Annotated in this window: 8 protein-coding genes; 7 read left to right on the top strand and 1 reads right to left on the bottom strand. The window is 35.9% G+C overall.

Annotated features, from left to right (window positions below; all coding sequences use genetic code 11):
- Positions 1-84: 84 nt before the first annotated feature.
- The 6 genes from parE (at position 85) to M983_RS05810 (ending at position 12,258) form a co-directional block, all read left to right on the top strand.
- Positions 85-1,980 carry a DNA topoisomerase IV subunit B gene (gene parE / locus M983_RS05835; protein WP_066748499.1) on the top strand — a complete coding sequence of 632 codons (1,896 nt, stop codon included), beginning with the start codon at positions 85-87 and terminating at the stop codon, positions 1,978-1,980.
- 32 nt (positions 1,981-2,012) lie between these two features.
- On the top strand, positions 2,013-4,970 hold the full coding sequence (parC, locus tag M983_RS05830) for a DNA topoisomerase IV subunit A (protein WP_066748495.1): 2,958 nt from the start codon (positions 2,013-2,015) through the stop codon (positions 4,968-4,970).
- Positions 4,971-5,043: 73 nt separating this feature from the next.
- Entirely contained in the window at positions 5,044-5,787 is a 744-nt protein-coding gene (locus M983_RS05825; RefSeq protein ID WP_066748492.1) for a 1-acylglycerol-3-phosphate O-acyltransferase, read from the top strand.
- Positions 5,788-6,052: 265 nt separating this feature from the next.
- Complete coding sequence (ftsP, locus tag M983_RS05820; protein ID WP_066748489.1) at positions 6,053-7,474, top strand: cell division protein FtsP; 1,422 nt, start codon at positions 6,053-6,055, stop codon at positions 7,472-7,474.
- Between the two features lie 397 nt (positions 7,475-7,871).
- A complete protein-coding gene (pta, locus tag M983_RS05815) occupies positions 7,872-11,102 on the top strand; it encodes an autotransporter Pta (protein WP_066748486.1) in 3,231 nt (1,076 codons plus the stop codon).
- Between the two features lie 109 nt (positions 11,103-11,211).
- On the top strand, positions 11,212-12,258 hold the full coding sequence (locus M983_RS05810) for a hypothetical protein (RefSeq protein WP_066748483.1): 1,047 nt from the start codon (positions 11,212-11,214) through the stop codon (positions 12,256-12,258).
- Between the two features lie 27 nt (positions 12,259-12,285).
- On the opposite strand, the gene M983_RS05805 is transcribed toward M983_RS05810, so the two are convergent.
- Positions 12,286-12,900 carry a LysE family translocator gene (locus tag M983_RS05805; protein WP_066748475.1) on the bottom strand — a complete coding sequence of 205 codons (615 nt, stop codon included), beginning with the start codon at positions 12,898-12,900 and terminating at the stop codon, positions 12,286-12,288.
- Positions 12,901-13,074: 174 nt separating this feature from the next.
- Here M983_RS05805 and folA point away from each other — a divergent pair, with 174 nt between their 5' ends.
- Entirely contained in the window at positions 13,075-13,560 is a 486-nt protein-coding gene (gene folA, locus M983_RS05800) for a type 3 dihydrofolate reductase (RefSeq protein ID WP_066748472.1), read from the top strand.
- Positions 13,561-13,653 lie beyond the last annotated feature (93 nt).

Here is a 13,653-nt window from a genome sequence, read left to right as displayed (position 1 = left end):
CTATCTGAAAATAAATACCATATTGCCGCTAACAACTGTTATTATAAACAGTATTTTCTAACAGCGAACCGCAGATTAAAAACAATGACTCAATCAAGTTATAATGCAAAGGATATTGAGGTCCTTAATGGTCTAGAGCCTGTGCGTCGTCGTCCCGGTATGTACACTGATACGACTAGACCGAACCATTTGGCTCAGGAAGTGATCGATAATAGCGTGGACGAGGCGCTTGCGGGGCACGCATCTAAGGTCGATGTCATTTTATATGGCGATCAATCCATTGAGGTTATTGATAATGGGCGAGGAATGCCTGTCGATATCCATCCTGAACTTAATGTATCAGCAATCGAATTAATTCTTGCCCACCTTCATGCCGGAGGTAAATTCTCTAATAAAAACTATCAATACTCTGGCGGATTACATGGTGTTGGGATCTCGGTTGTGAATGCGCTTTCTAAGCGTATTGAAGTGACTGTTCGTCGTGAAGGTAAAATCTATCAAATTGCTTTTGAAAATGGTGATAAAGTCGAAGAATTACATGAAATAGGCACTTGTGCTAAACGTGATACAGGGACAAGTGTTCACTTTTGGCCTGATGGTAGCTATTTCGATAATCCCCGTTTTTCCGCAAAAAGTTTATCTCATATCCTCAAAGCAAAAGCCGTATTGTGCCCCGGTGTTAATGTTTCTTTTGTTGATAAAGTTAATAATACAGAAGAGAACTGGTGCTACGCTGATGGATTAACTGACTATTTAAGTGAAGCCGTTTGTGAATTTATCCGTCTTCCTGAAGAGCCTTTCACCGGTAAATTTGAAGGTGATAATGAAGCCGTTGAATGGTCAATGCTTTGGCTGCCTGAAGGCGGTGATTTACTCACAGAAAGTTATGTTAACTTAATTCCTACCGTGCAAGGTGGTACACACGTTAATGGCTTACGCCAAGGTGTGTTAGATGCTATGCGTGAGTTTTGTGAGTTCCGTAATCTATTACCAAGAGGCGTGAAGTTAACCGCAGATGATACATGGGACCGCTGTGCATATGTCCTTTCTGTGAAAATGCAAGATCCACAATTTGCAGGGCAAACAAAAGAACGTTTATCCTCGAGACAAACTAGTGCATTTGTCGCTAATGCAGTAAAAAATGCGTTTAGCTTATGGCTTAACCAGAATGTCCAAGTCGCAGAGCTATTAGCTGAAATGGCAATTAGTAGTGCGCAACGCCGTATGCGTGCTTCTAAAAAGGTTGTCAGAAAAAAACTGACATCAGGCCCTGCTTTACCGGGTAAATTGGCGGATTGTACTTCTCAAGATTTACGTTATACCGAACTCTTTTTAGTTGAAGGGGATTCTGCGGGTGGATCAGCAAAACAAGCGCGAGATAGAGAATATCAAGCAATAATGCCATTGCGCGGTAAAATTTTAAATACTTGGGAAGTTTCATCAGATGAAGTACTCGCTTCACAAGAAGTACACGATATTTCTGTAGCGATTGGTATGGATCCTGATAGCGATGATTTAAGTCAACTGCGTTATGGTAAAATTTGTATTCTTGCGGATGCTGACTCGGATGGTCTACATATCGCAACATTGTTGTGCGCATTGTTTGTTCGTCATTTTCCAACTCTGGTAAAACAAGGTCATGTATATATGGCAATGCCACCTCTTTACCGTATCGATTTAGGTAAAGAAGTTCATTATGCACTTGATGAGCCAGAAAAAAATGCTATTTTACAGCGTCTTAGCCGTAAAAAAGGTAAGCCCAATGTACAACGTTTTAAAGGATTAGGTGAAATGAACCCTATCCAGTTACGAGAAACAACGCTTGATCCAAATACTCGTCGCTTAGTGCAATTAGTCATTGAAGAAGAAAACTATCAAGAAACACTTGGCATGATGGATATGTTACTCGCGAAAAAACGCTCTGAAGATCGCCGCAATTGGTTGCAAGAAAAAGGCGATGAAGTTGACATTGAAGTGTAATGCATACCATAAGAGTCTGAGGAAAATATTGAATGAGTGAATTGACTCATGATGGTGTAGAGCGTCAACCGCTCCACTTATTTACGGAAAATGCCTATCTCAATTACTCCATGTACGTGATTATGGATAGGGCATTGCCCTTTATTGGCGATGGGCTAAAGCCAGTGCAGCGACGTATTGTGTACGCCATGTCTGAACTGGGTTTAAGTAATTCGGCTAAATTTAAAAAATCAGCACGTACTGTGGGTGATGTATTAGGTAAATACCACCCTCATGGTGATAGCGCATGTTATGAAGCCATGGTTTTAATGGCTCAGCCATTCTCTTATCGATATCCATTAATTGATGGACAAGGGAACTGGGGTGCACCTGATGATCCGAAATCATTTGCTGCAATGCGTTATACAGAGTCACGCCTATCTAAATATTCACAAACGTTATTAAGTGAATTAGGGCATGGGACTGTTGATTGGCAACCTAACTTCGACGGCACAATGCAAGAGCCAAAAATGTTGCCAGCGCGTTTACCCAATATTCTATTAAATGGGACAACGGGTATTGCTGTCGGTATGGCAACAGATATTCCGCCGCATAATGCGCGTGAAGTAGGACAAGCATTAGTCATGTTATTAGATAATCCTGATGCCGGATTATCAGATGTAATGCAATATGTTCAAGGACCTGATTATCCAACTGACGCTGAAATTATTACAGCACAAGACGATATTAAAAAGATTTATAAAACAGGTCGTGGTTCTGTCAGAATGCGAGCAGTGTGGCAAAAAGAAGAAGGGTGTGCGGTAATTACCGCACTTCCTCATCAAGTTTCTGGTGCCAAAGTGTTAGAACAAATTGCTGCATTAATGCGTGCGAAAAAGCTACCACTAGTTGAAGATTTACGTGATGAATCCGATCATAAAAACCCAACGAGATTAGTAATTGTTCCTCGTAGTAATCGTGTTGATTTGGAGCAAGTTATGTACTACTTGTTCGTCAATACTGATTTAGAGAGAAGTTATCGCGTTAACCTGAATATGATTGGGTTAGATAACCGTCCTTCGGTTAAAGGATTAGTTACCATTCTAAATGAATGGTTGATTTATCGCCGTCAAACAGTCACTAATCGTTTAAATCACCGATTAGAAAAAGTATTACGCCGCTTAGAAATTCTTAAAGGCCTATTAATCGCTTATCTTAATATTGATGAAGTGATTGAAATCATTCGCCATGAAGATGAACCAAAAGCGGAATTAATGCGCCGTTTTTCATTATCTGATATTCAAGCAGAAGCTATTTTAGAGCTACGTTTACGTCATTTAGCGAAACTTGAAGAATTTAAATTAAAATCAGAAAGTGATGAGCTTGAAAAAGAACGTGATAGCATTGAAAAGCTACTTAGCTCACCACGTCGTTTAAATACATTACTGAAAAAAGAAATTGAATCTGACGCCAAAGAATTTGGTGATGATCGTCGTTCCCCTATTCGCCCGCAAGAAGAAGCGAAAGTGGTCAATGAACAAGATATGTTGCCTTCAGATCCCGTCACTATAGTGTTATCTGAAATGGGATGGGTAAGAAATGCGAAAGGACATGATATCGACCCTAGTGGTATGAGTTATCGCGCTGGTGATAGTTATCATAGTGCGGTAAGAGGAATGAGTAATCAACCTGTGATGTTCCTTGATTCTACAGGTAGAAGTTATACTTTAAGCCCAAATGATATGCCATCAGGGCGTAGTCAAGGTGAGCCATTAACCGGTAAACTGACTTTTCCACCTGATGCACATGTAAAATATATGCTGGCAGGAAGTGCAGGACAAGAGTACTTACTGGCAACGCAAGAAGGTTATGGCGCAGTTCTATCTTATGATGAGATGGAAACGAAAAATAAAACGGGTAAAGGCTTACTCACTGTTTCAGAAGAAACAGAATTACTTGAGCCTTTTCTTGTTGATGCCCAAAAGAAAAATGACCAGTACTGGTTAGTTATCATCACTGATAAAATACGTATTTTAGCTATTTCAGCAGAGAAATTGACTGATTTGAACAAAAAAGGTCGGGGAACTCGTTTAGTTTCGTTAGGTAAAGAGCAAAGCGATGTGATTGACCAACTATTATTAGTGCCAAAAAATGAAGCATTGATATTTACTGCTGATGGGCAACAAGAAGTCTTAAAAGCAGATGAAATCAATTACTTTAGTGGTCATGTGGGGGATGAACCCACACCGCTTAAACATCTTCACCCTGAAGCAGTGACGGTGATTATGTCTGAAAAAGGGCTTATTCGTTGCCAAAAAGGACATAATATAGATGCAGAAACAGTCGGTTTTAAAGCGGATGATAATTATTTTGAATCGGTAGAAGGGATGAGCAATCAACCTGTTCATTTAATTGATACAACAGGTCAAAGCTATACTGTTGATGTTGATGCTTTACCTTCAGGTAGAAGCAAAGGTGACACTTTACGCGATAAACTTAAAGTTCAAAAGGGTGCTCAATTACGCCATGTAGTCATGGGTGATGCACAAGATAAGATCTTAATGGCCTCTGATGCGGGTTATGGATTCATTTGTCAGGTAGATGATTTAACCTCTAAAAATAGAGCTGGAAAATCACTTCTCACTTTACCAGAAAATGCATTACCATTAACGCCACAACATCTGAATGATGAGCTTAATTCATTAATTATGATCATAACAAAAGGTGGTCGGATGTTGATTTTTGAAGCATCAGAATTACCAACTATGGCGAAAGGGAAAGGAAATCAAATGGTTTCAATCCCTGCAACACAAGTGGTAAGTGGTGAAGATAAAATAGCATGGTTACGAGTATTACCGGAAAATGCCTCAGTGACATTGCATTTTGGTAAACGTAAGTTAACGATGTCGATGAATGAATTACTGAGCTTTAAAGCAAAGCGTGGTCGTAGAGGTACGTCATTACCACGTGGTGCACAAACTATCGATAAAATTGATATTGAAAGCCATTAACATCTAAAGCGCTATTTATTCAGTGGGTCTAAAGACCCACTTCTCTTTTTATAATGTAGGACGCTAAAAATTTATGTTAGCAATTATTAGAGGCATCATTGTCGTTCTTTACACCATTCTTGTGGTGACATTTGGAATGATTTATTGCATGTTTTCGCCAAGAAACCCTAAGCATGTGATGACTTATGGACACTTATTCGGCAAGTTATCACATGTGTTTGGTATCAAGATGATAGAACGTATTCCTGAAGAAGCGAAAAAATACGGACCAAGCATCTACGTTGGTAACCATCAAAATAACTATGATATGGTGACAATGTCGAATGCCGTACAACCTAATACGGTGACGGTAGGTAAAAAGAGTTTAGTTTTTATTCCTTTTTTTGGGCTACTTTATTGGATAACGGGTAATATTTTAATTGATAGAGGAAATCGCTCTAAAGCGCATGGCACTATTTCCCAAGTTGCTGATCAGATAAAATCTAAAAAAATCTCAGTATGGATGTTTCCTGAAGGTACTCGCAGTCGTGGCCGTGGTTTACTACCTTTTAAAACAGGTGCATTTCATGCGGCGATTCAAGCAGGTGTTCCTATTGTTCCTGTTTGTGTATCTACCACTCAAGGCAAGATTAAATTAAATCGTTGGAATAACGGATATGTCATTGTTGAGATGCTACCGCCAATTGATGTTTCAAAATACGGTAAAGACCAAGTTCGCCAATTAGCAGAAGAATGTCGCCAAATCATGCTTGCTAAAATAGCCGAATTAGATAAAGAAGTTGAAGCGATGAATAGCCCTGCTTCATCTAAGAAATAAATAAAAAACTCTCGTCTTAATCATTATTTAGTTTTAATGTTTGTTTAATCTTTATAAGAGTCTATAAGCCTGATATTCAGGCTTATATTGCTTTTAATTGATGAAAATATCCCATTCTATTAACTATTTTTAGGTTTTAGGCCGTATCCGCGCTATTATGCTTACGTAATTTCATTTAAGTCTTTTGTATTTTAAAATCACAGCAGCTTTTCTCCTCTTATGGTTTTGCCATTGAGAGAGAGGTGTATTTTGTTGCGGAGAAAATATGTCATTTAGTCGTCGCCAGTTTATTCAGGCTTCAGGCTTAGCGGTATGTCTGGGCTCATTACCTTCTGTTGCTTACGCAGATCCTGTCATCGATAAACAATTACCCATACCGCCACTATTAGAGTCGCATAATGGTCAGCCACTGTTTGTCACATTGCAAAAAGTGCATTGGGCGTTTAATGGCAACAAAAAAGCAGAGGTTTGGGGAATAAATGGCTCAACACCTGGGCCGACTATTAAAGTTAAAAGTGGTGATGATGTAAAACTGATTTATAGCAATCGTTTGAATGAACCCGTTTCAATGACGGTGAGTGGTTTGTTAGTGCCAGGTACACAAATGGGTGGAGCTGCTCGATTAATGTCACCTGGAGCCTATTGGTCTCCTGTATTACCTATACGTCAAAAAGCAGCGACATGTTGGTATCATGCGAACACTCCCTTTAAAATGGCACCGCATGTTTATAATGGGCTCGTCGGTATGTGGATTATTGAAGATGATGAAAGTAAATCATTACCACTACCAAAACATTATGGTGTTAATGATTTCCCTATTATTATTCAAGATAAGCGAATCGATAACTTTGGATCACCAGAATATGATAAAGATGCAGCAGTAGATGGGTTCTATGGTGATACCCTTTTAGTTAATGGTAGAGAAGACCCTTATATTGAGGTTTCGAGAGGTTGGATACGTTTACGCTTGGTCAATGCCTCTAATGCACGTCGTTATGAACTACAAGCGAATGATGGTCGCTCTCTTTATCTTATCGCATCAGATCAAGGCCTATTAACTGCACCTGTAGAGCTTAAATCAATACCAATGGCACCAGGAGAACGGCGCGAAATCTTGGTTGATATGTCAGAAGGTGATGAGGTTATCATTACCGCAGGAAATAGCGCTGGTTTTATGGATAAATTACGCGGCATTTTCGAGCCATCTAATTTATTACGTAATGCAAATGTATTAACGATAAGACCTACTGGATTAATGTCCTTAATGACAGATAAAATTCCAGAGCAATTAGCGGTTGATAATACACAAATTACAACATCTATTCAGCCAAGAACTATCCAACTTCATGATAGTCCTCCTGGTATTAATAATGCGCGTTGGGAATTAACTCGAATAGATTTAGTGGGTAAACAAAATGGCTGGGAACGCTGGATGGTAACAACGTCATCGCCTCAACCTTTTCATATAGAAGGTGCACGATTTAAAGTCATTAATCATGATGGACAAAAGCCAGAACCTGCTGATTTTGGGTGGAAAGATACTGTGTGGATTGATAATCAAAGTGAATTGCTGGTGGAATTAAAACAGCCTTCCTACACGCATTTTCCTTTTCTCTATTATAGTCAGATTTTAGAAAATGCCGATATTGGTATGGCTGGGCAAATGGAAATTACGCCATCGGAATAAAGGTATTCATTTAAAAATCACGTCACTTAAAGGCAGTATAGTGAAATAAATATGCTGTCTTTTTTATAAATAGAATAAATAAGATAATCTTTGTGATACTAAATGTTAACTAAGGTTATTTGATTGTTTATTTATTTGATTTACTATTTCCAATTTATTTTAATATTAAAATTAATGGTCTAAAGATCATTAATATCTTATTTTATTTGTTCTTCTTTTGTTTTATTTAACTGTTAATTTGTGATTGCTACGTCAATTTATCTATTTTTATGAATGTGATTATTATTTTTGGGATTTCTCTCAAGTCATTATATTTACAGAAAATAGATGATTCTAACGCTTTTGTATTTTGATTCTTAATCGATATTATTCATCTAAATATAACTAAGGTGTCAGAATGAACAAAAAAATAGCGTTAAATCATCACCGATATTTTAATAATAGCCGTTCAATACATAACTCTATATTTAAACTTTCTCTTGTTGCCTCAGCACTTTTATTTTCAGGCAATTCCATTGCTTATGCAGAGAATGGTCAGTTAGGTAATAAGCAGAGTTGGGAAAGCCAAGAATATAAAAAAGATTGGGGATTAGCTGCAATGAAAGCCTCTAGTGCTTATGCACTGGGTTATCATGGTCAAGGCGCTAATATTGGCGTTATGGATTCTGGTGCGTTGCTTTCTCATCCTGAATTATCAGGTGAGCGTTTTCATGCAGTGAAAGCGAAAGGAGAATATGGCACCACAGGCATGCGATATCCTCAAGACAAAGGCGGTCACTATAAGAAAGGCGAGTCTTTTGGTGTTGATGGCGCTTGGATAAAAGGGGTTAACGATACTCATGGCACCCATGTAACGGGCACTGTGGGGGCTAACAGAGATGGTAATGGAATGCATGGCGTTGCTTGGGGCGCCAATATTTATATTGGTAATACAGGTGCAACAGATAGTAATAATTATGGTCCTTATCAAGACTATCAATATTTTTATACAGGCTGGAAAGCCATAGTTGATGCCGGCGCCCAAGTGATTAATAACAGCTGGGGAACTAATACTCGCATTATCAATAATATACCGACATATGGTATTGATGGTGGCAATACAACGGTGCATTTACCTGTTGATACCACTGCACAGACTGAGTATGAATATTTTTATTTTAAAAAAGTCTATGGTGATAATCCTTCATTCGTTGATGCCGCTTATGATGCAGTAAAAAACACGAATGTTGTACAAGTATTTACAACAGGGAATCGTGATTTTGCACAACCTTATTATCGTGCCCTTTACCCTTATTTTAATCCTGAAGCAGAAAAGCATTGGATTACGGTTGCAGGGCTTGAACAAAATGCAGATAAATCGGGTTATGTGTTAATTAAAAGGTTTAATGAAGCGGGGAATGCAAAATGGTGGACTGTTGTTGCTCCTGGTCGAGATATTTACTCTTCAATTGTTGATGAAGAAGGCAAGGGAGACTGGGCTTCTTTTAGTGGTACCTCAATGGCAGCTCCTCATGTTACAGGGGCTATGGGTGTCTTGATGTCGCGTTACTCTGCAATGAGTGCAATGCAAGTACGTGATGTAATGTTTACAACAGCGAGTCATCGTAATCCTGATGGCTCTCTATATAATAGCTGGACTGCTAGCGAAGGCACACCTGATGTACGTTATGGTTGGGGTACTCCTGATCTTGATAAAGGAATGTATGGTCCTGGTCAATTTTTAGGTAAATTTGAATATCAACTAGATGCTGTACCTTTAGATGTTTGGACTAATGATATTTCACAAACAGCATTAGATTTACGTAAAAAAGAAGATCTTGCTTGGCTAAAAGAATATCAAGAAAAAGGTATTAAAGCGGGTGGTGATTATGAATTAGGCGCTAATTTAAATATTAATGATGGAACAAATGATCCTAATGCCCACATAATCAATAAAGAAGATGCAGAAAAATGGCGTAAGGAATATTACCAAAAACGCGCTGATACTATTCAAGAAAAAATAAACTTAGGTTTATATAACGGTACATTAATTAAAAAGGGTGAAGGTACATTAGTTTTAACAGGGGATAATACATATCGTGGTGGTACTATTGTTGAGCAAGGCTCCCTATTAGGTTTTACAGAATCTTTTGGTACTGAGGCAATTAATGTTAATGGCGGTAAACTCAGTATTGTTGAACACTATAACGACACTTTTACTGGAAAAGGTGAATTAACTTCAAATCAAACGAATAAAGCGAATATTAATATTAACGACAAAGGGACTTATTTAGTTGCTATTGATCATGATGTTAATGTGAGTAATATGTCACTTAATAACGGTGCAAATTTAGATGTTGGTGCGGAGAATACAAACCAGTTAAAAGATATTTATCTAAATAATCAAATTGCGACAGGCTCCGTTAATGCAGACAATTTAGTTGATAATCGAAATAAAACTAAAATGTTAGCGAATAATGAGGTTTCTTCAAATAGTGATTATGCTTTATTTGATAAAAATGTTTCATTAACAAATAATACAATTACAGGGACATTGAGCAAGAAAGAAAATACTTCATTGGTAACTTTTGCGAATAATGAAAATGGTCGCTCTATTGCTAATACATTAGAAAATCACGGCAGTGGTGAACTATTTAATACTATCTTACCGATGAATAAACAAGATTTAACTAAAACCTATGATTCTTTAGGTAGTGATATGTATTTAAATGCCAATAATGCCAGTGTGGTAAATATATTGGGATTAACTCGCACTGTTAAAGATCAAGCTATGGGTATTGGTCATGGTCGTAGTGCTAGTTTAGAAAATAGTAATGCACGTATATGGATTACAGGTATTGGTCAATGGGGAAAAACAGATTATGGCCATAGTAACATGGATGTTGATTTCTATGTTGGTTTATTAGGCGCTGAAATTAATGTGGCTGATAATACTAAAGCAGGGCTATTCTTTGGTGCAGGCACAACCAAATATAAAGGTAATGAATCGGGTAAAATAGACAGTAATGATATCCATATTGGTGCTTATGGTATCTCTAATTTATATAATGTTATTTCATTAAATTATGGTATTACTCATACCAATCAAGATAGAGAGGCAAAAAGAACACTTTGGGTAGGGCAAAATGCAGGTTATAACTCAACTAACTATGATGCCAAAATAACACAGCTCTTTTTAGAAGGCGCCTACACACAATTTAATACACAACACTATTCAATTGAACCTTACTTAGGATTTAATTGGTTACGTGTATCAACAGATAATATAAATGAACATGTGGGTAATATGTCCTTTGCTACCCATACCGATTCACAAAATATTCAAGTAGGTACTATTGGTTTACGTGGTGGTTATCCATTTACGGCGGGTAATATCAATATGGCAGTAAAAGGTGATATTTCAGCAAGTCACTTATTTGGTGATAATCGCCCGGAATCACGTCTTTTCTTATCAAATTCGGGTGATGCAACGTTACGTGGTGGTAAACTGGATAATCTGTTTGGTGTTGGCTTAGGTATTGATGCGCAATTAAGTAGATCAACTACTTTAGGTTTATATTATCAAGGGCAATATAATAGTGACATTCATTCAAGTGGTATAAATACAACATTGAAAATAAATTTCTAGTTTTATTTGGTTTTTTTCTATAAAAGGCCCTTAGTAATAAGGGCCTTTTTTGTATTCAAAAAAAATTTTTTCATATAAAAATATAAAAATATAAAAATGGGTGGTAAAAATGGGAAATAAAATAAAAGTCACATTCTATAAAAATATAAATAACGTTGATATTAAGGATCAAAATCCTCTTTTTGAAAAGATCAAAGATAGCATAAGTCATATAGGAAATACTAATTATTCACTAATCATTCATAAAAAAACGGAAGGTTTCTTTTGTTTCATTTTAAATAAATTAAAATTAGCTTTGAATATAAAGATAAGTATTAAAAGTTGTAAAAATAAAGTAAATGAATGTTTTTATACTCAACTAAATGCTAATACCTCTTTATGCAAAATCAAAGATATCAATGATATTACTTTAGATGAATTTAGAGTGATGAATTTATTCTTTAATTTAGATAATAATGAGATGATTAATTCATTTGTAAAAAGACATGTGAAAACTAAAGCAGATTTAATTTTAATTGATACAATATTTAATTGTTATAAAAATAAAGATTTTGGCAAGGTCAATTTGCGGGATTTTGTAGGTGAGAAGTTCAATATTGGAAAGATTGTTAATTTATTTAATACAATTATATTAGATGTGAATAATGTTATAAATAATAATGTTTTTTTATTTATTATTAATTGTTGTTTTAAAAAAAAGAGTGAATGTATTTCTAGAGTATTAAAAGATATTATAATACCAATAAGATATTATGAATATTTATTTAAAATAGATAAGTCTATTTTAAATATTGAAAAAATGACTAAAGTTACTAAAAATATAAATATTGAAAAAATTGTTTCTGAAATAGAAAAAAATTTAAAGATAGAAAAAGTATTAATTGATGAGTTTGTTAGTGATGTATTACAAAAATATAATAATGCTGATAATTATGTTAAAACACAGGAAGCCTGGATTAATGAACTTTATAATAAAAAAGAAAATAATACAATTATATATAATATAAATAAAAACAGAATGTTGATTATACAAGAAGTTGAAGAAATAGCCAATTCATTAGATGATGATGCGTTGATTATAGGTATGCCGAAAGATCAGTATCTTATTAGAATGGAACAAATAGTTGATATATTCGCTACTTTGCCAATAATGTAAGGAGCACCTATTTGGTGCTTCCAATAATTAGCTTAATGCTACTTTAATCCCTAAACCAATCAGCACCACGCCCAATACTTTATCGATACGTTTTTGTATTTTATTAAGTACTTTTCTTACAGGAGCACTTTGTATCAACAGTACCAATATAGGCCAGTAGATAATTGCTAATCCCCAAATAATGAGTGCATACCAAAGCTTTTCGCCTATGCTGGAATCAACACTGAGTACTTGCGTAAAGATAGCGAGAAAAAATAGAGTTGCTTTAGGATTGAGCAAGTTACAAAGAAAGCCCTGCATAAAGGCTTTTTTGAAACTGACTTGCGTATGTGCATCTGTATCATTATTAATCGTATGATTAGATTTTGAGAGCAAACTTTGTAAGCCAATCCAAAGTAAATAAGCCGCGCCTGCGTATTTTAAAATAGAAAAAAGCCACGGTGTGGTTGTTATTAAAATAGCAATACCTGCAACACAGTAGGACATATGAACCAGTAAAGCGGCAATAATACCGAATGCGGTCATCATTGCAGCAGCTCGTTGATAACGCATGGCATTTTTTACAACGAGAAAAAAGTCAGGTCCTGGAGAAATCATTCCTAGTAAAGCTATTGTAAAAACAACTAAAGAAGTCTCAAGCATAATAGCGCCTTTTATATAACAATATTATAATGACTGGATATTATATGATTAAGTTAACAATTCGAGTATAAAGCAATTGTTTACTATTAATGAAGCATAATTTGTATCGACTAGGGTTTTAGCTTTACGTATAGTGTGAGCAGTTTTTTCCCATCTTTACCCGTAGGTATGTAAATGAATATTAGTTTAATCGCAGCATTAGCGATGGATCGCATTATTGGTATGGAAAAGGCAATGCCTTGGACATTACCTGGCGACCTTGCATGGTTTAAAAAAAATACGCTAAATAAACCCGTTATTATGGGCAGAGTGACTTATGAATCTATTGGGCGACCTTTACCAGATCGTCTTAATATCGTATTAAGTAGTCAACCTGGTACTGATAACGATGTTGTTTGGGTTAAATCTGTTGAAGAAGCATTGCAAGCAGCTGAAAATCATGAAGAAATAATGGTTATTGGCGGTGGTAAAGTTTACGAACAATTCTTACCTATAGCGAATACCTTATACTTAACTCACATCGACGCTGAAGTCATTGGTGATACAACTTTCCCCGATTACGAGCCTGATGAGTGGGATTCTACGTTTATGGAATATCATGACGCTGATGAAATAAATTCCCATAACTATTGTTTTGAAATACTAAAAAGAAGAAAATAATTAAATTCAAATAAAAAAGGAGATTTAATATCTTCTTTTTTATTATCTATAATTTATAAATATAATAATATTTAAGAAATAGATTTATTATTC

Origin of the sequence: Proteus myxofaciens ATCC 19692, from assembly GCF_001654855.1 — a bacterium.
GTDB classification, from domain to species: domain Bacteria; phylum Pseudomonadota; class Gammaproteobacteria; order Enterobacterales; family Enterobacteriaceae; genus Proteus; species Proteus myxofaciens.
This window is presented reverse-complemented; position numbering and strand designations above follow the sequence as displayed.